The 26,748-nt window shown below is 32.0% G+C and carries 24 protein-coding genes; 17 read left to right on the plus strand and 7 right to left on the minus strand.

Translation table 11 applies throughout. The annotated features are described in order from the left end of the window. Window positions 1-230: 230 nt before the first annotated feature. The 3 genes from GC105_RS08825 to GC105_RS08835 are packed head-to-tail and all read right to left on the minus strand — an operon-like array spanning window position 231 to window position 3,297. Window positions 231-596: a DUF1667 domain-containing protein gene (locus GC105_RS08825; RefSeq protein WP_152803817.1), complete on the minus strand. Its 366-nt coding sequence runs from the start codon at window positions 594-596 to the stop codon at window positions 231-233. A 2-nt stretch (window positions 597-598) separates the two neighbouring features. Next, the gene (locus GC105_RS08830) at window positions 599-1,852 is read right to left on the minus strand and encodes an NAD(P)/FAD-dependent oxidoreductase (protein ID WP_152803819.1); all 1,254 of its coding nucleotides are present in this window, start codon (window positions 1,850-1,852) and stop codon (window positions 599-601) included. Then, window positions 1,849-3,297 (minus strand): NAD(P)/FAD-dependent oxidoreductase, encoded by a 1,449-nt coding sequence (locus GC105_RS08835; RefSeq protein ID WP_152803821.1) that lies wholly within the window; start codon window positions 3,295-3,297, stop codon window positions 1,849-1,851. The genes GC105_RS08830 and GC105_RS08835 overlap by 4 nt, the downstream gene beginning before the upstream one ends. 582 nt (window positions 3,298-3,879) lie before the next feature. Here GC105_RS08835 and ftsE point away from each other — a divergent pair. The 12 genes from ftsE (at window position 3,880) to yihA (ending at window position 21,149) form a co-directional block, all read left to right on the plus strand. Then, window positions 3,880-4,566 (plus strand): cell division ATP-binding protein FtsE, encoded by a 687-nt coding sequence (gene ftsE, locus GC105_RS08840; protein WP_152803823.1) that lies wholly within the window; start codon window positions 3,880-3,882, stop codon window positions 4,564-4,566. Next, the gene (gene ftsX / locus GC105_RS08845) at window positions 4,556-5,452 is read left to right on the plus strand and encodes a permease-like cell division protein FtsX (protein ID WP_343029998.1); all 897 of its coding nucleotides are present in this window, start codon (window positions 4,556-4,558) and stop codon (window positions 5,450-5,452) included. The genes ftsE and ftsX overlap by 11 nt, the downstream gene beginning before the upstream one ends. A gap of 28 nt (window positions 5,453-5,480) precedes the next feature. Further along, window positions 5,481-6,623, plus strand: a complete 1,143-nt coding sequence (locus tag GC105_RS08850) for a murein hydrolase activator EnvC family protein (RefSeq protein WP_152803825.1) — start codon at window positions 5,481-5,483, stop codon at window positions 6,621-6,623. Window positions 6,624-7,112: 489 nt separating this feature from the next. Further along, window positions 7,113-8,321, plus strand: coding sequence for a S41 family peptidase (locus tag GC105_RS08855; protein ID WP_152803827.1), 1,209 nt, complete (start codon window positions 7,113-7,115; stop codon window positions 8,319-8,321). Window positions 8,322-8,898: 577 nt separating this feature from the next. Continuing rightward, a complete protein-coding gene (uvrB, locus tag GC105_RS08860) occupies window positions 8,899-10,851 on the plus strand; it encodes an excinuclease ABC subunit UvrB (RefSeq protein WP_152803830.1) in 1,953 nt (650 codons plus the stop codon). 114 nt (window positions 10,852-10,965) lie between these two features. Next, complete coding sequence (gene uvrA / locus GC105_RS08865) at window positions 10,966-13,782, plus strand: excinuclease ABC subunit UvrA (RefSeq protein WP_152803832.1); 2,817 nt, start codon at window positions 10,966-10,968, stop codon at window positions 13,780-13,782. A 111-nt stretch (window positions 13,783-13,893) separates the two neighbouring features. Then, entirely contained in the window at window positions 13,894-14,379 is a 486-nt protein-coding gene (locus tag GC105_RS08870) for a hypothetical protein (protein ID WP_152803834.1), read from the plus strand. 202 nt (window positions 14,380-14,581) lie between these two features. Next, window positions 14,582-15,871 (plus strand): trigger factor, encoded by a 1,290-nt coding sequence (tig, locus tag GC105_RS08875; protein WP_152803836.1) that lies wholly within the window; start codon window positions 14,582-14,584, stop codon window positions 15,869-15,871. A gap of 29 nt (window positions 15,872-15,900) precedes the next feature. Next, on the plus strand, window positions 15,901-16,482 hold the full coding sequence (gene clpP / locus GC105_RS08880; protein ID WP_152804041.1) for an ATP-dependent Clp endopeptidase proteolytic subunit ClpP: 582 nt from the start codon (window positions 15,901-15,903) through the stop codon (window positions 16,480-16,482). Between the two features lie 12 nt (window positions 16,483-16,494). Beyond that, entirely contained in the window at window positions 16,495-17,826 is a 1,332-nt protein-coding gene (gene clpX, locus GC105_RS08885) for an ATP-dependent Clp protease ATP-binding subunit ClpX (protein WP_343029999.1), read from the plus strand. A 366-nt stretch (window positions 17,827-18,192) separates the two neighbouring features. Further along, window positions 18,193-20,550 carry an endopeptidase La gene (gene lon, locus GC105_RS08890; protein ID WP_343030000.1) on the plus strand — a complete coding sequence of 786 codons (2,358 nt, stop codon included), beginning with the start codon at window positions 18,193-18,195 and terminating at the stop codon, window positions 20,548-20,550. After that, window positions 20,550-21,149: a ribosome biogenesis GTP-binding protein YihA/YsxC gene (yihA, locus tag GC105_RS08895; RefSeq protein ID WP_152803838.1), complete on the plus strand. Its 600-nt coding sequence runs from the start codon at window positions 20,550-20,552 to the stop codon at window positions 21,147-21,149. The genes lon and yihA overlap by 1 nt, the downstream gene beginning before the upstream one ends. Window positions 21,150-21,230: 81 nt before the next feature. On the opposite strand, the gene GC105_RS08900 is transcribed toward yihA, so the two are convergent. From GC105_RS08900 to GC105_RS16840, 4 genes are all read right to left on the minus strand, one after another. After that, complete coding sequence (locus GC105_RS08900) at window positions 21,231-21,980, minus strand: hypothetical protein (RefSeq protein WP_152803840.1); 750 nt, start codon at window positions 21,978-21,980, stop codon at window positions 21,231-21,233. 72 nt (window positions 21,981-22,052) lie between these two features. Continuing rightward, complete coding sequence (locus tag GC105_RS08905; protein WP_152803842.1) at window positions 22,053-22,259, minus strand: hypothetical protein; 207 nt, start codon at window positions 22,257-22,259, stop codon at window positions 22,053-22,055. Window positions 22,260-22,465: 206 nt separating this feature from the next. Continuing rightward, window positions 22,466-22,615, minus strand: a complete 150-nt coding sequence (locus GC105_RS16835; protein ID WP_193708343.1) for a hypothetical protein — start codon at window positions 22,613-22,615, stop codon at window positions 22,466-22,468. An 82-nt stretch (window positions 22,616-22,697) separates the two neighbouring features. Then, a complete protein-coding gene (locus tag GC105_RS16840) occupies window positions 22,698-22,850 on the minus strand; it encodes a hypothetical protein (RefSeq protein ID WP_193708344.1) in 153 nt (50 codons plus the stop codon). Between the two features lie 162 nt (window positions 22,851-23,012). Here GC105_RS16840 and GC105_RS08910 point away from each other — a divergent pair, with 162 nt between their 5' ends. The 5 genes from GC105_RS08910 to queG all read left to right on the plus strand — a co-directional run bounded on the left by GC105_RS08910 (window position 23,013) and on the right by queG (window position 26,722). Further along, window positions 23,013-23,312, plus strand: coding sequence for a hypothetical protein (locus GC105_RS08910; protein WP_193708345.1), 300 nt, complete (start codon window positions 23,013-23,015; stop codon window positions 23,310-23,312). A gap of 13 nt (window positions 23,313-23,325) precedes the next feature. Beyond that, window positions 23,326-23,655, plus strand: coding sequence for a hypothetical protein (locus GC105_RS08915; RefSeq protein ID WP_152803846.1), 330 nt, complete (start codon window positions 23,326-23,328; stop codon window positions 23,653-23,655). 104 nt (window positions 23,656-23,759) lie between these two features. Beyond that, the gene (locus GC105_RS08920) at window positions 23,760-24,935 is read left to right on the plus strand and encodes a S8 family peptidase (protein ID WP_152803848.1); all 1,176 of its coding nucleotides are present in this window, start codon (window positions 23,760-23,762) and stop codon (window positions 24,933-24,935) included. Between the two features lie 40 nt (window positions 24,936-24,975). Further along, window positions 24,976-25,521 carry a hypothetical protein gene (locus GC105_RS08925; RefSeq protein ID WP_152803850.1) on the plus strand — a complete coding sequence of 182 codons (546 nt, stop codon included), beginning with the start codon at window positions 24,976-24,978 and terminating at the stop codon, window positions 25,519-25,521. A 109-nt stretch (window positions 25,522-25,630) separates the two neighbouring features. After that, a complete protein-coding gene (queG, locus tag GC105_RS08930; RefSeq protein ID WP_152803852.1) occupies window positions 25,631-26,722 on the plus strand; it encodes a tRNA epoxyqueuosine(34) reductase QueG in 1,092 nt (363 codons plus the stop codon). Window positions 26,723-26,748: the final 26 nt, after the last annotated feature.

Raw genomic sequence — 26,748 nt, forward strand, 5'->3', positions numbered from 1 at the left:
ACGGATTGAGAGGAGAGCTAGGTTCATAAGATCCTTCGTCGTGGAACTCCTCTGGATGACGGATTGAGAGGAGAGCTAGGTTCATAAGATCCTTCGTCGTGGAACTCCTCTGGATGACGGATTGAGAGGAGAACTAGGGCTTATAAAATCCTTCGTCGTGGAACTCCTCTGGATGACGATTGAGAGGAGAACTAGGGCTTATAAGATCCTTCGTAGAAAGCTCCTCTGGACTATTGAGAGGTTGAATTTCTTGTTACGATTAAATCTGCACCTGAATTACCTATGTTTTTTAGAACAATGTCTCCTACTGTACAAGGAGATTTTATTGTTGTTTTGTTTATTATATTCATTATAGCAAAGATATCATCTTTTGGCACACCTGAAGTAGTCTTTACAGAGGTTACTGATTGAGGGCTATTTTCTACTTTTATAGTTGTTGTAATTATTCTTTTCGGAGCTGTATATTCATCTATGGCATAAACCTCTCCTCTTGAACATGCATTTCCCTTTATTATATGGTCTCCATCTTTTTTAATGATGGAGATTTTACAACCTTTTGGACACACTACACATATTAGAGATTTTTCTCGTACCATTATTATTCCTCCTCTATTTTAAATTTAATCTGATCTTGTTCAGATAATGATAATTTACCTTTGTCGATGTTGAAGCTCACCATCTCACCAGGAGTTAGTTTGGTGTATTTTTTTGTGTAAATTTTACTATTATTTATGTAACCTGAAATAACGCACTGTTCATATACTTTATTTACTCTTAGGTAAATGTTTGTTTTGTCTTGGTCACCAATATTAATTTTTTGTGGAACAATATATGAAATTCCTTCCATTGGTACTGTATATGCAAATTCCTTCTTTGATTTTTTATTACTTTTAATATAGTTAACAGCGCCAATTGCTGCTATTTCGCCCTCTTCTGAAACATAATCTACTAAGTCGTGGACATGAAGTACATTTCCACAGGAAAAAATACCTGTAATTGAGGTTTCTCTATTCTGGTCAACAGTAGCACCTTTTGTTCTAATATCGAGTTCTATGCCACATTCTCTTGTTAATTCATTTTCTGGAATTAATCCAATAGATAAGAGCAAAGTGTCACATGGTATATAGATTTCAGTTTCTGAGATAGGTTTTAATTGTTTGTCTACTTGAGCAATAGTTACACCCTCAAGTCTGTTTTTACCGTGTATTTTAACAACGCTGTGACTTAGTTTTAGAGGAATATTATAATCGTCTAGACATTGTACGATATTTCTAGTCAATCCATTTGAATATGGCATTAATTCAAGTACACAGTTTACTTTGGCTCCTTCTAAAGTCATTCGCCTAGCCATAATTAAACCAATATCGCCTGAGCCTAAAATGACAACATTTTTTCCAGGCATATACCCTTCTAGGTTAATGAATCTTTGAGCAGTGCCGGCTGTAAATACTCCTGCTGGTCTTGTGCCAGGAATATTGATTGCACCTCTAGTTCTTTCTCGACAACCCATGGCAAGTACGACTGCTTTTGCATAGATCACTTGATAGCCTTGGGAAGCACTTATAACATGTAATTCTTTTTCTTTTGTAACGTGAAGAACCATAGTATCTGTTTGAACTTGGATATTTGTGTTTAGTATTTTATCGATGTATTTTTGACTATATTCAGGACCGGTAAGCTCTTCTTTAAATTTGTGTACGCCAAAACCATTGTGAATACACTGATTTAGAATTCCGCCTAAGACTGTATCCCTCTCTATAATTAGTATATCCTCAAGACCTTCTTGGTGTGCCTTTAAAGCTGCCGCTAAACCAGCTGGACCTCCACCTACAACTACTAAATCGTATTTCATAGATGCACCTCCATGCTTTTCTTAGTTTTATCAATTAATATATTTGATTTATCTTCGGATTTGTTAATATCTAATACAGGTAAATCCAGTTCTTCATTGATAATTTCCATAACCCTAGGAGAACAAAAACCTCCTTGACATCTTCCGGCACCAGCTCGAGCTCTTCTTTTAACTGCATCTAATGTTGTAGCCGGTATTGGCCTATGGAGCGCTTCAACAATCTCTCCTTGAGTCATTGATTCGCAGCGACAGATAACTCTACCATAACGTGGATCTTTTTTTATCAGTTTATTTTTGTCATGTATATTAAGTTCGTTCACCTTAATTATGGGAGTTAAGTTAGGGTTAAAGGTATGGTCTTTCTTTAATTTTAATCCAGCATTTAGAAGCAACTTTGATACCATTACTGCAATTGCTGGAGAGGACGTTAACCCTGGCGAGTCTATGGCTCCTACGTTAATAAATTGCTTTACTTGACTTTCTTCAATTATGAAGTCATAAGTATCTGTAGCCGCTCTTAAACCTGAAAATTGCGTTATTGCTTTTGAATAATCAATAGATTTCAGTGTCTTCTGTACTTTGTGTTGCAAAGTAGCTAAACCTTGGGAAGTCGTACTAGTATCTTCCTTATCGCAAATATACTCTGCATTGGGACCTATCATCATATTACCGTGATAAGTTGGCGTTACTAAAACACCTTTAGAACCGTTGTTGGGAGTTTGGAATAAAATAGAATTTGTAAGTCCAGAGTACTCTTTGTCAAATAATATGTATTCACCTTTTCTTGGCCTTATTTTAAATCTATTAACCCCAACCATATTTGATATTTCATCAGAGTAAAGTCCAGCACAGTTGATTATATATCTTGTGTTAATAGTGTTCTTATCTGTTTGAATTGTGAAGTGATTTTCTTTTTTTGCGATACTAGTAACTTTATTATTTAATAGAAAGCTTACTCCATTTAATGCTGCGTTTTCCGCCATTGCAATAGCGTATTCCCATGGCGATATAACTCCTGCATCAGCACAGTAAAGTGCTCCAACAACTTCCTGGTTTATATTTGGTTCTTTTTTTAACACAAATTCTCTATCCACAATTTCAAGATTCTTAATACCATTTTTTTTACCATTTTCATAGAGATGATGGAGTTCAACCATATCGTCACTACTAAAGGCTAACACGAAGGAACCACATTTATTAAAACCAAAGTGTAACTGATCATTTAAATCTTTAAACATGGAATTTCCTTGAACACACAAAGAACCTTTTAAAGTGCCAAATTTTGAATCATAACCACCATGAACTATTCCACTATTGGCTTTGCTAGTACCATTGCTTACGTCACTGTCTTTTTCTATTACGGATACTGTAATAGAATATTTTGATAGTTCTCTTGCTATAGAACAACCAACTACACCAGCCCCAATAATTGCTACATCTACCATAAAGAAAATACACTCCTTATATAATTATTTTATAAAGACAACCATAGGAAACTCTTTGTCGCCGCAATACATAAAAAAGGCCGCACTAAAAAACACTTTGTTTTTAGTAACGGCCTACACTTATTCCACTGGCTCAATTTATTCTTTTTTTTTATTGTAGCATATTTTTATTCAAAACACAAACCTAATGAAAATAAACAAAATAAACAATCGTTAAAATTAACTGGATGACTATGCAGAATTAGGGAAAGAGATCCTTAGTTAAATATTAGTAGTATTATAATATAAAAGTGTCCATTATAATTATTATTTATTTACATTTTTCAACCTTTTTTTATAAATATTTTACAAAATGTGTTTCATTATTAGTAATTTCGTTATATTATTTATATATGGATATAATTTTTCTTAATATAAAGTGTAAATTTTGATTATATACGTTGAAAAAGGGTGTTTTTTCTCATTGGTATAAAGTAACATAGTTTATTTGTCGCAAAAGGTTTGTTTATAGTGGACAGTTTGTTATAATAAATTAGGTTACAAATTGTTTACAACTTAGGTATAAATTCTGGAGGGTTTTTCTTGATTAAATTAAATGGAGTTTGCAAGACATATGATAAGACAGAGCACCTTGCTCTATCTGATATAGATATATGTATTTCCAAAGGTGAATTTGTTTTTATCGTAGGGAAAAGTGGTGCTGGTAAATCAACATTTATGAAACTAATATTGAAGGAATTAGAACCTTCAACAGGAGAAATACATGTTGATGACCAAGACATTACTAAGATAAAAAGAAGACATATACCTTTTTATAGAAGAAAGTTAGGGATAGTCTTTCAAGACTTTAGATTGCTCAGTGATAAGACTGTATATGAAAATATAGCATTTGCAATGGAAATTGTCGAAACAAGTACTGCTGTAATTAAAGAAAGTGTACCGAATGCTTTAAAATTAGTTGGGTTATCTCATCGAGCACACTACTTTCCAGATCAACTGTCTGGAGGGGAACAACAACGAGTGGCTATAGCAAGAGCAATAATTAATAATCCTTATTTAATTATATGCGATGAACCCACAGGTAATCTTGATCCAAAGACATCTATAGGAATCATGAATTTGCTTAAAGATATCAACGCAAAGGGTACCACAGTTATCATGGCAACTCATGATAAAGATATAGTAGACTTAATGCAGATGAGGGTTATTGCCTTACATGGCGGGAAAATAGTAAGTGACAAGAAAGGTGGATACCATAGTGAAGATTAATACCTTCAAGTATTTTTTTAGGGATTGCTTTAGAAGTATTAAGAAAAATTCCTTGATGAGTATTGCTTCGGTTATTTCTGTACTATCAGCATTAGTTATTTTAGGGATATTTTTAGTAATCACATTTAATATTCAACATATTACTAGTGAAATGGAAGATCAATTGGAGTTAAAAGTATTTTTAGAAAAAGATATTTCAGTAGAAGAAATGGGAGATTTAGAGAATACTCTAGATGCCCACAAAGATATAGAAAGTTACACATTTCAATCAAAAGATGAAGCGTTAAACATTATGTCAAATCAGTTAGAACAATACGAAAATATACTTAAAGGTCTAGAAGAGGACAACCCCTTGCCTGAAGCGTTTATTATTAAAACTCATAGCGCTGGAGCTATAACAGAGTTAAATGATTCATTATCAGATTTAGATGGGGTAGATTATATAAACTACGGAGAGAGTTATGTAGGTGCTCTTATTAAATTTAATGAATTTGCTAATATAATGAGCATGGTTGTACTAGTGATTTTAACGGGGATCTCACTATTTATTATATACAATACGATTAAAATTACAGTGTTTGCTAGGAGAAAAGAGATTAGTATAATGAAATTAGTAGGTGCTACTAATTGGTATATCCGAGTACCGTTTATTATTGAGGGGAGTATACTTGGGGTTTTAGGTTCTATTTTAGCTGTTTTAGTTATAAGAAATGCTTATTATTATTTACTAGGATTAATACAAGGACAATCTGTTTTAATGATGGGAATAACTTTTGCACCACCAGAAAGTGTTATGCCTGAAATAATGGTTTATTTCATTGTTTATGGTTTGGTAGTTGGCGCTGTAGGAAGTTTATTTTCTATCAGAAAGTTCTTGGACGTTTAATATTACTAAAGAATAAGGAGGAAAGACATTGAAGAAAAAAATCATCAGTATCATGGTAGCGTGTCTTATTTTGATGACCATACCTGTACATGCAACAAGCGTAAATAAATTACAAGACGATTTAAAAAGTAATCAAAAGACTCAAGCTGAAACACAAAAAAAGATAGATGCAAATAAGGCATCTGTAGAGGAACTAAGAAGCGAAATTACTAAATTGGATAATGACATAAAAAAGGTAGAAAATGAGATATTAAAGATTCAAACTAACATTAATAACACGCAAAAGGTACTTGATGAAGTAGCTATAGAACTAGAAAAAGCTGTATTAGAAAAAGAAGAACAAAAGGCTACACTAGATGAGAGACTGAGAGTTATGTATATGTATAGCGACACGAGTGTCTTCGAAATCTTGTTTAGCGCCTCAAACTTTAGTGATTTAATTACTAAAATAGATGCTGTCAAAACTATTGCTGATTACGACCAAAAAGTGTTTGAGAAACTAGAAGAAATGGAAAAAGAAATTAACGCAAAGAAGCAAAAAATCGAAATAAAAAAGCAGGATCTCCTTAGATTAAAAAAAGATAGCGAGAGTAAAAAAACAAGTTTAAATCAAGTCAAGGTCACTAGAAATGACTATATGGCAGTGCTAAAACAAAACACTCAAAAATTAGAGTCTGAGCTTAATCAATTAGCTGCAGAATCAAATAGTATAAAAAATAAGATACAAAGTCTACAAACTATTAACACTAATATCAATAAAGGAGTATATCGTTGGCCAGTACCAGGACATACTAGTGTTTCGTCTCCATATGGTAATAGAATACATCCGATTTTAGGCTATAATAAATTCCACTCAGGAATTGATATCCCTACTGGTAGACGTAGAGGTGTGAATGCAATTGCTGTTGGTAATGGAGAGGTAATCCAATCTACTTATAGTGGTGGATATGGAAATATGGTTACAATAGATCTAGGCTTAGATGGGAATGGGAATAAAGTCTCAGCGGTATATGCACATTTAGCAAAGAGATATGTAGGGGTAGGTAAAAAAGTTTCGGTAGGAGAAGCAATCGGTGAAGTAGGTACAACAGGAATGTCTACTGGAATACATCTTCACTTTGAAATTAGAATTAACGGTGAAACGAGAAATCCACTGTCATATGTAAGATAGTACATAATAGAAAAACTTCTAGGCAAAACTAGAAGTTTTTTATATGAAATAAAATAAGATAGATGACTAAGTATCGAGGGAATAATGGCATATCTTTAAATAAAAGGGTCTCAGTCTGATAGAAGAGATCCTTTTTACATTCTATGATACGATAGCTTTAAATCAACTAGAATGTTTTAAGTATAAATTGTTAAAGGCTTTGCCTTTTTCACTGTTAAATATCAGTAACTGAAGAATATAAGAAACATTTAGAACTTAATGGATTTTTTGTATAGGTGAATATAAATTAATCTTATTTTAAGATAAAGACTTTATAATTATCTTGTTAAAGTTATAAACAGATGTTTTCCTTGATAAATATCCTATGTAGTGGTAATATTCTTAAATGTTAATATGATTAAATTAGAGAAGTAAAGCATATAATCTTAAGTATACAAGTGAATAGAGTAATTAAAATTCAGTATCGAATAATTTATAAGGGGATGCTATATGAGAAATAAAAAATGGTATTTTATATTGGTAATATTAGTATTGCTAGTTTCTAATGCTGCTACTTTTGCTGTTGCAAATGGAATTTCTATTGCTCTTGGTAATAAAGTAATAGTTCAGACTAAAGATTCTGAAACGTCAGAATACATAGTGAAGCTGCTATATCTAAAAAACGAAATAGAAGAAAGTTATTACAAGGATGTAGATGAAAATACACTATTAGATGGTGCAATTAATGGAATGTTCCAAGCTGTAGGAGATCCATACACTGCATATTATGATAAAAGTCAATTTAGTTCTTATATGGAACAGATCCAAGGTAGCTATGTGGGAATAGGTGTAGTTGTGGGTTTAGATGAAGATAATTCAGTTACGGTAGTTTCACCTATTGATGATTCTCCAGGACAGAAAGCAGGTTTAATACCTGGTGATAAAATCCTCAAGGTGGATGGAGAAGAAGTAACAGGTCTAAATTTAGACGAGGTAGTTGCTAAGATAAAAGGTGATAAAGGTACATCTGTAATACTTAGTATTGAAAGAAAGAATACTGACGAAATTTTAGAAAAAGAGATAACACGTGAAGAAATAGTAATGAAAAGTGTTGAAAGTCAAATTTTAGATGGTGATATTGGGTACTTAACTATAACACAATTTGAAAGCTATACTGGAGAAGAATTTGAAGAGCATTTAGATAGTTTACTAGCTAAAGATATTAAAGGGTTAATAGTAGATGTTAGAGATAATCCAGGTGGAATGATGGACACTGTAGTGAGTATTTTAGATCGTCTAATGGGTGAATCAGTCATTGTTTATACACAAGATAAAGCGGGTAATAAAGAGTATATGAAATCAGATGGAAAAAGCAGCTTAGAGTTGCCAATGGTAGTTCTTATAAACGGTGGTTCTGCAAGCGCATCAGAAATATTTGCAGGTGCATTACAAGATACTAATGCTGCAACTATTGTTGGAACAACATCTTTTGGAAAGGGTGTTGTGCAAAGAATGAGTGATGCTGGAGATGGTACTGGTTTTAAAATTACTGTATCAGAGTACTTTACACCAAATGGTAGAAATATTCACGGAGAAGGAATAGAGCCAGACTTAGAAATAGAAATGACTGAAGGCTTAAGATTTCAACCGGATTTTAATATTAAACAAGATGTTCAATTAAATAAGGCATTAGAAATTATGGATAGTAAAACTCAGTAATTAACTAAGCTGTATTTAACAGAGTATAATTAGTTGAATTAAATTACAATACAAGCAAAGAGGAAAATTCTTGTTGCTTGTATTTTGCTATAAGGATAGTAAAATTACAGGGCTATCGCATGAAAAAAACATAGAAAAGATGGAATAGAATTAGTCTCGTATATATGATGAGAGCAAGAGTATGTTTAAAACAAACGCAAACACGCTGTCGCATACTGTAAGAAGAGAACTCGAAGATAAACTAAATTTTTGAAACTCGCTACGCTCAAACAGCCAAAAATTCTTAACGTTAATCTTCTCCTTCTTTGAATTTAGCGAAGCTATCGTTTGCTAATGTTTTAAAAATACTCTATAAAGTTAGCTACTTTGATATGTTTTTTTAAAAAGGGTTCGCAGAACCCTCTTAAATGATAAAAACAAAACTGAAAAGCGTGCTATAAATAACTTTTAATGCGATTGCCGTGGTTAAGATTTAGTAAAATTAAATGATATGTTGACCGATTATAAGGCTTATTATATAATTGATACGAACATACGTTTGAGGAATGAAAAGTAAGCTGGAAGGAGTGAGATAAAGATGGCTGATTTTAAAGTTACTTCTGATTACAATCCTATGGGAGATCAGAGTAATGCTATTGAGCAATTAAGCCTAGGCCTAAATAATGGTGTAAAGGCCCAGACATTATTAGGTGTAACTGGTTCTGGAAAGACATATACTATGGCTAAAGTTATAGAAAAGGTCAATAAACCAACTTTAATAATGGCTCATAATAAAACTTTGGCTGCTCAATTATACAATGAATTCAAAGAGTTCTTCGTTGAAAATGCAGTAGAGTATTTTGTGAGTTATTACGATTATTATCAACCAGAAGCTTATGTGCCACGTTCTGATTTGTTTATAGAAAAAGATGCATCTATAAATGATGAGATAGATAAATTAAGGCATTCAGCTACAGCCTCTTTATTTGAACGAAGAGATGTAGTGGTGGTAGCAAGTGTATCTTGCATATATGGTTTAGGTAGTCCTATAGATTATGAAAACTTAGTTGTATCTTTAAGGCCACAGATGGAAAAAGATCGGGATGAAGTTATTAGAAAACTTGTGGATATTCAGTATCAAAGAAACGATATTAATTTTACTAGGGGAACTTTTCGTGTGCGAGGAGACGTGTTGGAGATATTTCCAACTAGTTCTACAGATAAGGCAGTAAGGATAGAATTTTTTGGTGATGAAATTGAAAGAATTTCAGAGATAGATGTAATCACAGGTGAAATAACTGGGTATAGAAAGCATATATCAATATTCCCAGCATCACATTATGCTACAACTCCTGAAAAATTAGAGAAAGCTATTATTAAAATAGAAGATGAACTTAAAGAGACCTGTAAAGAATTTGATAAAGAGGGAAAACTAGTTGAAGCACAAAGAATCGAACAGCGAACAAATTACGATATAGAAATGTTGAAAGAAATGGGTTATTGCAATGGAATAGAAAATTATTCAAGGCATATTAGTGGATTAGAACCTGGTAGTGCACCTTTTACTTTGATAGATTATTTTCCTGAGGACTTTTTGTTAATTGTTGATGAATCACATGTTACCATACCTCAGGTTAGAGGTATGTATGCAGGGGACAGGTCTAGAAAAAACAATTTAGTTGACTATGGATTTAGATTACCATCAGCTTTAGATAATAGACCACTTAACTTTGAAGAGTTTGAAAACAAGATAAATCAAGTTATATTTACTACAGCCACTCCAGGCCCTTATGAGAATAATACAGCGATCAAAGTAGTGGAGCAAATTATTAGGCCAACTGGTCTTGTGGATCCAGAAATAGAAGTAGTGCCAGTCAAAGGACAAATTGATCATTTAATAGGACAAATTAATATAAAGATTGAACAAAAACAAAGAATATTGGTTACAACATTGACAAAACGAATGTCAGAAGACTTGACAAACTATCTTAAAGGAATAGATATTAAGGTACAATACGTACATTCAGATATAGATACATTAGAAAGAACAAAAATTATAAGGGATTTAAGACTTGGTATATACGATGTGCTAATTGGCATCAATTTATTAAGGGAAGGTCTAGACATTCCAGAAGTTGGTTTGGTTGCTATTTTAGATGCTGACAAGGAAGGATTCTTGAGATCTGAAACATCTTTGATTCAAACAATAGGACGAGCTGCTAGGAATGTAGATGGAAGAGTAATAATGTACGCTGATTCTATTACTAGATCAATGGAAAATGCTATTAGGGAAACTGATAGAAGAAGAGAAATACAAAGAAAGTATAATAGAGAAAATAATATTACTCCCACTTCTATTTCTAAGAAGATACACGATGCTATCGAGGTTACTAGAGTAGCTGAGGGGGAAGTAGAGTACCTAGCAGGTGAAACTGTACAGGATATTATTATAAAATTAGAAGAAGAAATGAAAATAGCAGCAGTTGATTTAGAGTTTGAAAGAGCAGCTAAGTTAAGAGATAGGATTAAAGAGTTGAAGTTAAAAGAGTGAAATGAAATATGCAAAGTTGACTAGGCTACTAAATTGAAATTAGAAAACCAGAATATTTAACTACAGAACTTTATGTTTTGTTTATAAAATTATGAATGATTGAAGGAGAAAAGAATGAAATACATTACAGTATGTGGTGCAAAGGAACATAATTTAAAGAATATAGATATAAAGATACCTAGAGATAAGTTTATAGTGTTTACTGGTTTAAGTGGTTCTGGGAAATCTTCTCTAGCCTTTGATACTATATATGCCGAAGGTCAACGAAGATATGTTGAGTCTCTATCATCTTATGCTAGACAGTTTCTAGGACAAATGAGTAAACCTGATGTTGAGTATATCGAAGGATTATCGCCAGCAATCTCAATAGATCAAAAAACGACTAATAGAAATCCTCGATCTACTGTAGGTACCGTAACAGAAATTTACGATTATTATCGATTATTATATGCCCGTATAGGAATACCACATTGTCCAAAGTGCGGTAAAGAAATAAGTACTCAATCTGTAGATCAAATGGTAGATAGTATTATGTCTATGGATTTAGGAACAAAATTTCAAATACTTGCTCCTGTAGTACGAGGTGAAAAAGGGCAACATAAGAAATTGCTAGGTTCTATCAAACGTGATGGCTTTGTAAGAGTCACTATTGATGGAGAATTGTATGAATTGAGTGACGAGATTAATCTGGATAAAAATAAGAAACACAATATAGAAGTAGTTATAGATCGACTTATTCTAAAAGAATCTATAGTTAAAAGGCTATCAGATTCAATAGAGACGACATTAAAAATGTCTGAAGGTATGCTAATTATAGATATTATAGGTGGAGAAAGAATTGTATATAGTGAAAAGTTTGCTTGTGAAGAATGTGGAATAGCTATCGATAAGCTAGAACCTAGAATGTTTTCTTTTAATAGTCCATTTGGAATGTGTAACACCTGCCATGGATTAGGATTCCATAGACAAGTAGATCCGGATTTGTTAATTCCAGATAAAACTTTACCTATAACAAAAGGTGCGCTTAACTTTTATGGTGTTAGCGATGAGGATAGTTATTATCATGCAGTTATCAATGAGGTAGCTAAATTACATAATTTTTCACTAGCTGAACCTCTAGAAAATGCGCCAGAGCAATTTATACATGAATTGTATTATGGATGTTCTACGCCTGTTTCGATTCAGTTTAACTCACATTTTGGCGGTTGGAAAGAAAGAGAAGTTGTATTTGAAGGACTTATTAACAATATGGAAAGACGTTATAAAGAGAGCAACTCTGAATATGTACTATCGAAAATTGAAAATTACATGTCTGAAACGCCGTGTCCTAGTTGTAAAGCAAAAAGATTAAATGAAAATAGCTTAGCAGTTACTGTGAAAGATATAAATATTATAGAATTGACTAATATGTCTATAAATAATTCTATTAACTTTTTTGAAACCATAGAATTTACATCTAAAGAAAAACTTATTTCTCAACAAGTTTTGAAAGAAATTACTGCAAGGCTTAGTTTTTTAAGGGATGTAGGACTTGACTACCTTTCTCTTTCAAGGAGTGCTGGAACTTTATCTGGTGGAGAATCTCAAAGGATTAGACTTGCTACTCAAATTGGCGCTGGATTAGTAGGTGTATTATACGTATTGGATGAACCTAGTATTGGGCTTCACCAAAGAGATAATCGAAAACTATTAAGTGCACTTCGAAATTTAACAAATTTAGGTAACACACTAATAGTGGTAGAACATGATGAAGATACTATGTATGAAGCTGACCATATTGTGGATATTGGACCTGGTGCTGGAATACATGGTGGTGAAATAGTTGCTGAAGGAAATGTAGATAAGATTAAAAAAACTAGAAAATCTCTTACAGGGCAATACCTAAGTGGAAAAAAAACTATACCTATGCCTAGTACTAGAAGAGGCGGCAATGGTAATAAAATTGAAATTATTGGTGCAAATGAGAACAATCTAAAAAATATTGATATTCAAATACCCCTTGGTACATTTACATGCATAACAGGAGTTTCTGGGTCGGGGAAAAGCACTCTAATTAATGAAATCCTCTATAAAGGGGTAGCGCAAAAAATCAATCGTTCTTCTCAAAAGATAGGTAAACACCGTAAAATCTTAGGAATAGAGAATATAGATAAAATAATAGATATAGATCAGTCTCCAATTGGGCGAACTCCTAGATCTAATCCTGCTACTTACACAGGAGTTTTCGATATTATTAGAGATGTATTTGCTAAAACCCCTGAAGCTAAGACAAGAGGGTATCAAAAAGGGAGATTTAGCTTTAACGTAAAAGGTGGAAGGTGTGAGAATTGTAAAGGCGATGGAATTATAAAAATTGAAATGCATTTTCTCCCAGATGTATATGTTCCCTGTGAAGTTTGTAAGGGAGAACGTTACAATAGAGAAACCTTACAGGTAAAGTACAAGGGGAAAAACATTTCAGATGTTCTTAATATGTCTGTAGAAGAAGCTTTAGAATTTTTTAAGAATATTCCTAGAATAGATGCAAAGTTGAGGACACTATATGAAGTTGGTTTGGGTTATATCAAGTTAGGGCAACCATCAACTCAGCTTTCAGGTGGAGAAGCTCAAAGGATTAAATTGGCTACAGAATTGAGCAAGAGAAGTACAGGTAAAACCCTTTATATTTTAGATGAACCGACAACTGGTCTGCATATTGCAGATGTGGACAAACTAATTATGGTACTAAATAAATTAGCTGATAGTGGAAACACCGTCGTAGTGATTGAGCATAATTTAGATGTAATAAAAGTATCAGACCATATCATTGATTTAGGACCTGAAGGTGGGGATGGAGGAGGAACTATTGTTGCTATAGGAACTCCAGAACAGGTATCGAAACATGAAAAATCATACACAGGTCAATTTCTCGAAAGGATATTTCAGAAATAAATATAGTTTATACAGACAGGCCCATATATTTTAGTAGAAAAATGTAAGTACTTCCATAGTATACAGAAGAGATATTTGATATAATGAATAAAAAAGAAATAGGTGGGAAATATGGGTAAAGAGAATATAAAAACATTTATAAGTAAAAAGCGTCTTACTCTGCTAATTTGTATATTTCTTATTCTATTATTAATTTGGCTTACACCGTTTATTTATACTAAGTTCAAGTTATCTGCATTACATGTAGAAGAAGTGTCAAAGATAGTATATGTTCAATATGAAGGCATGCCACTTTCTTCAAAAATTAATATTAAAAAGTATTTTTCTGTTAATGAAGATAAACTCAAACTCGAAGAATTTGTGACCATGTTTGAGAATGGAAAGTATATATCGAAAAAGACTAACCCAAAGACATCGGAAATGTTTTTTTTGTATTTTGAGGATGATACAGTTGTAAATGCCTATGTAGTAGATAACACCCTGGGATTTCAGTATGGAGAGTATTGGGTCAATATAGAGGGTCTAGAAGAATTTATGTCTTCAATGAAACCAATGGAGTTAATAGAAATATCGGGTATTGTACCATACACTAACTGATGGTCCGTGAGAAATTATATTAAGCAAAGATTTTAAGATACTTTGTGTTAGCCTTTAGATATCAATGATCATTGATTTTTCGTTTCTTAGTTACCTAAGGAATTTCATTTAACGGCTCGACATGAATGTAAGCTTATGGTACAATGTAAAGGTTAAAATTTTGTTTATGTTAAGGTAAATACATAATAATAGGAGGATTTTCATGGTTTCAACTGTAGAGAAAATAGAAAAGAATGTAGCGACACTAAAGATAGAAGTTTCATCTGAGGATTTTAATAAAGCTATTAATAAATCATATAATAAAAATAAAGTTAGCTTTAATGTAGCTGGGTTTAGAAAAGGGAAGGCTCCTAGGAGTATCATTGAGAGACAATATGGGGAAAATGTATTTTATGAAGATGCATTAGATTTCGCGTTTCCTGAAGCTTATTCTAAAGCAATAGAGGAACATGAATTATTTCCAGTAGCAAGACCAGACATGGAAACAATAGATCAGATTAGTGCTTCAGAAGGTTTAACTATAACAGTAAGTGTTGCAATTAAGCCAGAAGTGGTATTAGGTGAATATAAAGGCACTGAAATTAATAGCTTAACTTATGAAGTTACAGAAGAAGATTTAAATGAAGAATTATTGAAATTGCAAACACAAAATGCAAGATTGGTTAGCATAGATGATGCAGTTGCTAAAGATGGAGATACAGTGATCTTAGATTTCGAAGGGTTTAATGATGGTGTAGCTTTTGAAGGTGGTAAAGGTGAAAATTATAGTCTTGTACTAGGCTCTAATACATTTATTCCGGGCTTTGAAGATCAATTAGTAGGTGTTAAGGTAGGAGAAGAAAAGGAAGTCAATGTTACTTTTCCAGAAGAATATCATGCAGCAGATCTTTCGGGTAAGCCAGTAGTATTTAAAGTGAAAGTTAATGAAATAAAGGTTCAAGAATTACCTGATATAGATGATGAGTTTGTAAAAGATATTAGTGAATTTGATACTTTAGAAGAATTTAAAGCAGATCAAAAATCTAAGATACTAGAAGCGAAGCTTATATCATTAAAAGAAGAAGCTGAGGAAAAAGTGTTAGAAGTAGCTGTAGGTAATTCTAGTATTGAAGTACCTGAACCGATGATCGCTGAAGAAATCGAAAAATCTTTACAAAATTTTGAATACCGTATGAAGATGCAGGGTATAAGTATGGAAGACTACTTCAAATTTACTAATGGTTCTGTTGATTCTTTAAAAGCTGACATTAGAGAAGATGTAATTAGAAAAATTAAAACAGAATTAGTTTTAGAAAAGATTACTGAAGTAGAAAACATAGAAGCATCTGAAGAAGCTATACAAGAAGAAATGGTTAACTATGCTAAGTCTTATAATATTGAAATTGACAAGTTAAAAGAAAGTACTACTGAAAATGAAATAGAATATTTTAAGTCTCTAGCTAAGAAAAAAGAAACTGTACAATTGTTAATAAATCAAGCAATACAAAAATAATATATGTATAAGGAGTGAAATTTATGAATATGAATTTAGTTCCGATGGTTGTGGAGCAAACTGGAAGAGGAGAGAGATCTTACGATATATTTTCTAGATTGCTTAAAGAAAGAATTATTTTTCTAAATGGTGAAGTAAATGATACCACTGCTACTTTAGTTGTTGCACAATTATTATTTCTAGAAGCAGAAGATGCAGACAAGGACATACAATTGTATATAAATAGTCCTGGTGGATCAATTACAGCTGGGTTTGCTATTTATGATACAATGAATTATATTAAGAGTGATGTTTCAACTATGTGTATAGGTATGGCTGCATCTATGGGATCTTTCTTACTTTCAGCAGGTGCAAAAGGGAAAAGATACGCACTGCCTAATAGTGAGATTATGATACATCAACCTTTAGGTGGAGCAAAAGGACAATCTGTTGATGTTGAGATTTATGCAAAAAGATTGATTAGAACTAGAGATTCACTTAATAAAATATTGAGTCAAGTAACAGGTCAACCAATCGATATTATTCAAAGAGATACTGATAGAGATAATTTTATGAGTGCTGAAGAAGCAAAAGCGTATGGCTTAATAGATAAGGTCATTTCGTCTAGATAGAGAGGTGTTAGAGTGGCAAAAAAGGATGACAATAAACAAATTAATTGTTCCTTCTGTGGGAAATCTCAATCTCAAGTTAAGAGAATGGTGGCAGGACCTGGAGTTTATATCTGTAATGAATGTATAGATTTGTGTCAAGAAATTGTCGGTGAAGAGTTCGTTGATATGGATATAGATTTTTCAGAAATACCTACTCCACATGAGATAAAAGCTTATTTAGATGAGTTTGTAATCTCACAAGAGAAGGCAAAGAAATCTTTGTCTGTAGCAGTATATAATCATTACAAGAGAATAAATACATCGTCAATAGATGATGTAGAATTACAAAAAAGCAATATACTTATGCTTGGACCCACTGGGTCAGGGAAAACTTTACTTGCACAAACATTAGCTAAAATTTTAAATGTTCCTTTTGCAATAGCTGATGCTACATCTCTTACAGAAGCAGGTTATGTAGGTGAAGATGTCGAGAATATTTTACTTAAATTAATTCAGGCTGCAGATTATGATGTTGAAAGAGCACAAAGAGGTATCATCTATATTGATGAACTCGATAAAATAGCTAGAAAAAGTGAAAATCCTTCTATCACTAGAGATGTTAGTGGTGAAGGTGTGCAGCAAGCTCTACTGAAGATACTTGAGGGTACTGTAGCAAATGTTCCACCACAAGGTGGAAGAAAACATCCTCATCAAGAGTTTTTACAAATAGATACTACTAATGTTTTATTTATTTGTGGTGGTGCTTTTGATGGCATTGAAAAAATCATTAACAAGCGTACTGGAAATAAGTCAATAGGTTTTGGCGCTGAAGTAAAAGGTAAAAAAGAAATTCAAGATGGTGCGTTACTTAAGCAAATCCAACCGAAGGATTTATTGAAATTTGGTTTAATACCAGAATTCGTAGGTAGAGTTCCTATTATTACTACTTTAGAACCACTCGATGAACAAGCGCTTATTAATATTCTTACAGAACCTAAAAATGCACTTGTAAAGCAATATAAGAAATTATTCGAATTGGATGATGTTGAATTATCATTTGAGAAGGATGCATTAGAAGCTATTGCTGAAAAGACTATAAAACACGAAACTGGTGCAAGGGGATTAAGAGGTATTATAGAAGAAATTATGTTAGATGTGATGTACGATATACCTTCGAACAAGGATATAGTTAAGTGTATTATCTCGAAGGATACTATTATAAACAATACAGCACCAATATTAGTGTATAAAGAGAAAGTTAAAAAAAGCACTGTAAAAAAAGATAGTAAAACTGATGTGAAAGACGATAAAAAAATTGATCTTAAAAAAGACAGCAAAAAAAATGATAAAGAAAGCGCAAGTTAATTATAGAGTCTAAGCATATAAAGCAATATAGATTCTTGATTATAATAGTTTTATTATTATATAGTAGATTAAGTACATTTAGAATTATATACTAAAAGCAATCAAATATAGAGGTTGATTGCTTTTTTTTATCGCGAAGACAATGAGCCAAGCGGCTGCTTGCAGACATTTGGCGACTGTCCGCGTAACCACGGAGAACTCGCGAAGCGTGTTTATCTGTGGTTGTAATACATTAGATACTTACATTTACTCAAAAAATATCTTTTTTATTTGTAATAAGTAGAAAATATAGTTAAAATGGTATAATAAATAAACTAGATAGATTAAAACTATATAAAGTGTTATATATTTCAAGGAGGGAATATTGTGAGTTCAAATATTGATTTACAGAGTTTAGATGATACTATAGTTATCGTTGAAGATAAAGCTTATCCATTAATTCCACTTAGAGGTTTAAGTGTTTTTCCAGGAATGGTAATGCACTTTGATGTTGGTAGAAGTAAATCTGTTAGTGCTTTGGAAGAAGCTATGGCAGATGATCAAATAGTTGTTTTAGTTTGCCAAAAAGATGCAGATGTCGATATGCCAGAAAAAGAGGATCTCTATGATGTGGGCACTATCGCAATGGTAAAGCAGCTGCTAAAAATGCCTGGTAATATCATCAGAGTGTTAGTTGAGATACAAAGTAGAGTGTATATAAAAGAATATATCGATATAGAACCTTATATTAAAGTTCTTATTGACGATATAAAAGGTTCTGAACTAGAGGATAAAGAAAGTATAGCCCTACAAAGAATGACGAAGCAGACTTTTACAAAGTATTTAAGTCTAACGAAAAAAGCTTCTCCAGATATTATTCTAGCAATGGAGTCTATTGATGATACAGATCAATTACTAGATGTAATTGGTGCCAATTTAATTTTAGATATGGAAGAGAGCCAAGAGTTATTACAAGAAATAGATACTAAGATGAGACTTTTTAAAACTTATGAGGTTTTAGTGAAGGAATTAGAACTTCTAGAGATAGAAAAAGACATTGATGATAAAGTAAAAGACCAAATGGATAAGCAACAAAAGGAATACTTTCTTAGAGAACAAATGAGAGTAATCCAAGATGAATTAGGCGATGGACCTACTGGAAATATTATTGAAGAGTATAGGGAAAAGCTAGAAGAATTAAATTTAGATGATGAAATTAAAGAAAAAGTAGAAAAAGAAATTTCAAGACTAGCAAAGGTTCCATCTGGAACTAGCGAATCAGGAGTAATACAAACATATATTGAGTGGATACTTGAATTACCGTGGGATAAACAAACAGATGAAGTGTTAGATTTAAAAAAAGCTAGAAATGTACTTGATGAAGATCATTATTCTTTAGAAAAAGTAAAAGAAAGAATCTTAGAATACCTAGCTGTAGCTAAGTTATCACATTCTTTAAAAGGTCCAATCTTATGCCTTGTAGGACCTCCAGGAGTAGGCAAGACATCTATAGCTAGAAGTATTGCAAGATCTACAGATAGGAAATTTGTTAGAATGTCACTAGGTGGAATGAGAGATGAAGCTGAGATAAGAGGCCATCGTCGTACCTATGTTGGTGCAATTCCAGGTAGAATTATATACAATATTAAACAGGCAGAGAGTAAAAATCCACTATTCCTACTAGATGAGATCGATAAAATGAGTCAGGATTTTAGAGGAGATCCTGCATCTGCGTTGCTAGAGGTATTAGATCCAGAGCAAAACTCAACTTTTACAGATAATTATTTAGAGTTGCCTTTTGATTTATCTAAAGTGATGTTTATTACAACTGCAAATACAATAAATAGTATACCTGTTCCATTGCTTGATAGAATGGAAATCATTGAAGTTTCTGGATACATGGCACAAGAGAAGCTTAAAATTGTTGAAAAATACTTACTACCTAAACAAATTAAGATGCATGGTTTGAAACGTAGTAGTATAAAAATTTCTGAAGAGACTTTAATGGAAATTATAAATTACTACTCTAGAGAATCAGGAGTTAGAGAATTAGAAAGATTAATTTCTAGGATATGTAGAGTTGTAGCAAAGATTATAGTAGAAGAAGATAGAAAGAGTGTAACAGTAAATATTAAAAACTTAGAAAAGTTTTTAGGGATAAAAAAATATAGATTTGATATTATAGAAGATAAAAAAGAAATTGGAGTAGTCAATGGGTTAGCTTGGACTTCTGTAGGGGGAGAAACCTTGCAAATTGAAGCACTTGATATGCCAGGAAAAGGTAAGATAGAACTAACTGGCCAGTTAGGCGATGTGATGAAAGAATCTGCTAGAGCTGGAATGAGTTATATTAGAGCTAAAGCAAAAGAACTAGGGATAAATGAAAATTTCTACAAAGAGTTAGATATACATTTGCATGTGCCGGAAGGTGCTATACCTAAGGATGGTCCATCAGCTGGTATTACAATGACTACTGCTTTAATATCTTTACTCACTAAAAAACCAGTTAATCAAAACTTAGCAATGACAGGAGAAATAACATTAAGAGGTAGGGTGCTACCTATTGGAGGAGTTAAAGAAAAACTGTTAGCTGCTCATAGGGCAGGCATTAGAAATATTATTATTCCTGCTGATAACCAAAAAGATCTTCAAGAAATTCCTGAAAGTATAAAGGAAGATTTAAAGATATCGACTGTTAGCAATATGGATGATGTCATTAAATTAGTATTCAATGGTGAACTATAATGAAGATTAACAATGTAGATATAATTATTAGTGCGGTAAGCAAGAAACAATACCCAATTCATGATCTTCCTGAAATTTTGCTCTTAGGAAGATCTAATGTAGGAAAATCTTCTTTTATTAATACAATAATTAATAGAAGAGCCTTAGCTAGAACTAGTTCACAACCAGGAAAAACTAGAACAATAAACTTTTACAATGTAGAGGATATATTTTGCTTTGTAGATATGCCTGGATACGGATATGCAAAAGTATCTAAGGCAGCAAGGCAAGAATTTAAATTTATGATAGATGAATACGTACATTTACGTGATAATTTATTAATGGTGATACAATTAATAGACTTTAGGCATAAACCAACAGAAGATGATATTAACGTAAATAATTGGTTACAAGAACTTGGAATAACTCCCTTAATTGTGGCTACTAAGATAGATAAGGTGAAAAATAACGACTATCGAAAGAACATAAAGCAGATTATGGACAGCCTAAAAATAGAGGATGCTAAAGATTTAATTTTATTTTCAGCTACTTCAAAACGTGGTAAAGAAGAATTAATGCAGATTTTAGATGAGGTATTACTAGAAGAAGATGATATTTAAGTTTCTTAGGAATAGTGTAATTTTTGCTATCTGGAGTAGTCATCAAATGTTTAAAACACAGAGTAATAGGTATATTCACCATTACTCTGTGTTTTTTTTACTAGTAAATTTATCAATCATTCCCATAAGATCTGACAATTGTTCATTTTCATTTTCTTTTCTTTCTTCTTCAGATTGTTGCAATTCAATATCGTCATCCGTAGAATTATTTTTATCTGCTAATTCACTGCTAGTCTGAAATATTTTAACTATATTAACAATTTGTTTGATCTGATTGTACTTTTCATGAGTAATAAAGTGTTTTAAATTGTCTAATATGTACTCGATTTTTATCTCAGGTGATTCAGCTTTTTGTATATTTTCAAGACCTGATTTTAAGTTCTCAATAGTGTTTAGTTTAACCATTACACTATTAAGTTGGTGCTTTGTATTAATGGGCAAATAGGGAGACATCTGCTCTGCAATTTGTATACCTTCTTTTACTGTTAAAGGCTTTGCACTTACTTCAGTGATAGAAGCATCTTGTTTGATTTTCATAAGATAGCTAACATCATGTACTAGGCTATTTGCTTTAATCAAAGCTCGTAGTAATATTTGATTTTTAGGATGAAGATATGCATCTAAAGGTTTTACCGCTTCTAAAACATCCCCATTATCTTCACTATAACTTGCATTAAACCCCGTAGATACAATATTAAGCTCAGTATTTTCCCCTATATCATCTAAGGGAAAAGCTTTTCTATGCATTGGTACCTGGCTGTGACCTTTTGGTTGCCAGTTTGAAGTCGATTCATTTTGATTATTTTTACTAATGGAATCTTTTTCATACATATTCAACAACTCCAAGTTATATATCTTTTAATTTAGTAAGAAACACCCCAACTATTATATTGGGGCGTCGTATTAAAATAATTTTAATCCATCTCCAAATAGCACTAAAACTACAACTACTATTAACAGCCAATTGTCTCCTAGATTAAACTTTCCAAAGCTAAATCCAGGACAACAAAAATTACCACCACTAAATAGTAGTACAACAACAAGAATTAGTATGATGATTAAAAGCGTGTTGTCGTCACAAAATATATTATCAAGAAAACCTAAACCCATAACTTTACCTCCTTATAATTATATGGTAGGAAAGTTCTACTTGGGCTATGTACAAGCTCCCTACCATAGTTGAATAACGCGTCTCAGTCGTTACTCTTGATAGAGATGATATATGAGCATATATCATCTCCTTTAACTAATAGACATTCCTTTGTGAGGGTACTCTTCTTTTGCATTTTATGTTTATAGGCCTATAGCAAGTATGGTTATCTTGTAAATAAGATAACAAGCAATAAGAAGAAGAATAATAATGTGTCATTATTAGCTCCAAAGAATCCACAGCTATCAAATAGTACAATTAATAGCAAGAAGAACATTAATAACGTAGAGCAATCACAATCTTTAAACCAAGCCATTCTATTACCTCCTTAAAAAATTTCAGTTTCAATCATATAGTACGTGATAGAGTTGTCATTGGTGATAAAAAGTTTTGTTTTTTTATCTTGTAAACAAGATAACTAACAACAAGAAGAAGAACAATAAATTTTCATTGTTTTTACCAAATATTCCACAGCTATCAAATAGAATAATTAAAAGCAAGAAGAACATTAACAAAGTTGAGCAATCGCATCCACTTAAAAGACAAGCCATTTAGAAACCTCCTTGAGCTAAATTTGATACTTCTTGATTATAAATACGCAGTTTATGTGTAAAGTGTGAAAAAAAAAATCACAATTTTTGTATTCACTCATAGACTATTATTAATAAAGGACTTTGGGAGGGATTTATATTAAGGATAAAGAATTATTAGATATGATTAATAAGGTAGGTAACCTTAAAAGCAAAGATGAATCACAGGTGAGCCAAAAGGTTGATGAGCTGAAAAATACTATTGGCAAAGAAAAAGTAGAAAGTAAGTTAAAGGAAATTGATGAGAAATACGGAGATCAATTAAATGACTATGTAAAAAAGATTGAAGACTTTAAACAAGGCGCAACTAGTCAAGAAAAAGCAGAGATGATATTAGAAATGAAGAAAAAACTAAATCCTAATGATCAAAAGAAATTAGATAAAATATTAAAATTATTTAAAAGTTATATGAAAGATATATGAATGGAGGTTTGTTATGTCTATGCTAGATAAATTATTAAATACTGATCCTGAAGTTACTGCTCAAAGAGCAGAGGAGAGAAGAAATAGGATTGAAGAGAGAAGAAGCAGGATAGAAGAGAGAAGAGAAGAAATGAGACAGAGAAGAGAAGAAATGTTAAAAAAGAGAGAACAATCAAGAAAAGAAAGAGAACAATCAAAAAAAGCTGTTGATACAGCAAGTGAAGATTATAGTGTTGAGGAACAAAGTGCAGATGTGCAGGATGATATAGTAAATGAAAAAAGCGAAGATTCAGAGGTAGAAACAATAAGGTATATAAAACCAAGAATGAGAAGAAAAAACTAAATAACTGTAAAATGAGCACCCTTTTTCCTGTTATTACATAGATTATAACATGCAAAGGAAAGGGGTGTTTTATTATTTCAAGACGATTAAAAATCGATAGTAGGTTGTTAAATAGGATTAATAATAATACTGACACTGATGAGAAAGTTTCAATTATTGTATTATCTAGAAATTTAGAGAAGTTAAGAAGAGCAAAAGTGTTAGAAACATGTGATTGTAAAATAAAATATAGATTAGATATTATAGATGCTGTAGCAGTTGAGTTGCCAGCTTCAAAGATTAAGGAGTTATCGCAAATTCGTGAAGTAAGTTTTATTGCAGATGATTCTAAGGTTACTACACAGATGGACGTAGTTAGAGGAAGTGTATCTAGTGATTTGTCTGAAGACTTTGGTTATGATGGTGAAGGGATAGGGGTAGCGGTTTTAGATACTGGAGTATATCCCCACGAGGATTTAACCGCAAAGGGGAACAGGATAATAGCTTTTAAAGACTTTGTGAATAACTATAATAGCCCTTATGATGATAATGGACACGGTACTCATGTTGCAGGAATAATTGGAAGTGATGGATATTCTTCAAAAGGCAAGTACCGTGGTATAGCACCTAAAACGAATATTGTAGGGGTAAAAGTAATGAACAAAGAAGGAGGAGGATCCACTTCTGATATTGTAGCTGGTATGCAATGGGTTTTAAATAATAAGGATAAATATAATATTAAAATAATGTCTTTATCACTTGGTTCTGACGCAGATTTAAGAGAAAACGAAGATCCTCTAGTTAAAGGTGTAAATGCAGTATGGTCTAAAGGTATAGTAGTAGTAACAGCAGCGGGAAATTCTGGACCAGATCGAGGAACTATAAATTCACCTGGTATAAGTGAAAAAGTTATTACAGTAGGTTGCTCAGATTCAAAAGGTACAATAGATATTACTGACGATGTTATTTCCGATTTTTCTAGTAGAGGACCTACTGTATCTCATAGAAGTAAACCTGACATTGTTGCACCTGGCGTGGACGTGAATTCATTAAAAAGTAATGTAAACTACAGTCCTTCGAATAAAAGTATAGCTATAAAAGAAAAAAGCTATTTGAAACAAAGCGGAACGTCTATGTCTACACCAGTAGTATCAGGTGCTATTGCATTGCTACTACAAAAGGAACCTGATTTATCACCTGACAACATAAAGAGGAAAATATTAAGATGTACGAAGAAGATAAAGGGAACTAACTATGAACAAGGAAAAGGTTTGATTGATATAAAACAGCTATTGTCATAAATCACCCTATGGTATGCATAGAATATACTAGGTGATAAACTTGAATAAACACATTAAAACATTTGCATTAGTATTTTGTATGATATTGATAGTATTATTTTATACACGGCAGAATAATACCGGAAAAACAGCTTCCAGCAACTATTATATAGGTTATTTTTCACAAGTACCTCCAAATTTTGAAGAATTATTACAACAAGACTATGGAGTGTCACCTTATCATACGAATTTTGATGAGGTGAAAATAAGTATAGAAAAAACTGTAAGAGAAAAATACTATATAGTATATTCTTGGGTTACTGGCGATCAGAGTTATTTTGCAATAACTTCGATTATAGAGGATACTAATAAAGAAAGTTTAAATAAAGATGACTTTAATAATATGTATATTAAAGATGACAGGGGAAATACTTATTTTCCCTTGCCATATTTTAGTCTAATTGACTATCCTCCAGATCAACCATTAGGTTGGAAGCAAATATTGTATGTAAAATTCTATCCTTTAGATGATGGTGTAAAGACTGTTGATGTGTATATTACATATAAAGGAGTGCAAAAAGTAATCGAAGGAGTAGAGGTAGATTAATATAAAATAAATTAATTAATAATGAAAATTACTTTGTTTTGGCATAGTTGTTTTAACATATGTTTATGTTATAATTATAGATAAGATAAACATAAATGGTGATTTCGTGTTGAAAGATATAATATTAGGGGAAGCAAAGGGTTTAGGGATTGATATTATTGGTTTTACTGATGGAGAAGTTTTTTCTGAGTTGCAGCCTGTGATTAAGGATAGGTTGGACAAAGGTTTTATTTCTTCTTTTTTTCATGTGGACATTGAGCAAAATACTAATCCACTTATTGTATGGAAAGATACAAAATCTATTATTAGCATAGGTGTATCATATAAACATAAATTAGATGAGACTAAGATAGATAAGTCTAGGTGTAGCATTTCTAGAGTGGCATGGGGACAGGACTATCACAATATCTTATTAGAGAAGATGAATAGATTAATGTCAAATATTACACGAGAATACCCTGACATAAAATATAAGGCTTATGTAGATAATGCTCCTTTATTAGATAGAGCTGTAGCTCACAGAAGTGGATTAGGTTTTTATGGAAAGAATGGATTTATAATAAATAAGCTGTATGGAAGCTATATTTTTCTAGGACATATATTAACAAATATAGAGTTAGGAAAAAGTAGTGAACTCGACGACTGTACTACTTGTAGATTTTGTAGTAGATGTATTCAAGCGTGTCCCACAGGAGCAATCAAAGAAGGTTATGATTTTAATTCTAACAAATGTATTTCTTTTTTTACTCAAAAAAAAGAGTTATTAAGTAGAGAAGAGAGAAAATATATAGGAAAGATGGTTTATGGTTGTGATATTTGTCAAGAGGTATGTCCTATAAATAAGACTGCTAAATATTCTAATGAAGCAGCATTTGTACCATTGAAAGATGTAGTAAGACCAAAGATAAAGGATATAATAAATATGGATAATGCCATGTTTAAAAATATATATAAATCCTCATCGGCCGGTTGGAGAGGTAAAAAAATTCTTCAAAGAAATGCAATTATTGTAGCTGGTAATATAAAGACTGAGGAAAACTATCAATTATTGAAACAAACATTGAATGACTCAAGATGGGATATTAGGATGTATAGTATGTTTTCTCTGTTAGAGTACGGAGAAAGGGGTATGAATGAAATAAAAGAAAAACTTAATGGTGAAGATGAAGAGTTTAGAAAAAACTTTAATATATATTGTTAAAAATATAATAACAAATAAGAGAACTT

It is taken from the genome of Alkalibaculum sporogenes (assembly GCF_009362815.1).
Classification (GTDB): domain Bacteria; phylum Bacillota; class Clostridia; order Eubacteriales; family Alkalibacteraceae; genus Alkalibaculum_A; species Alkalibaculum_A sporogenes.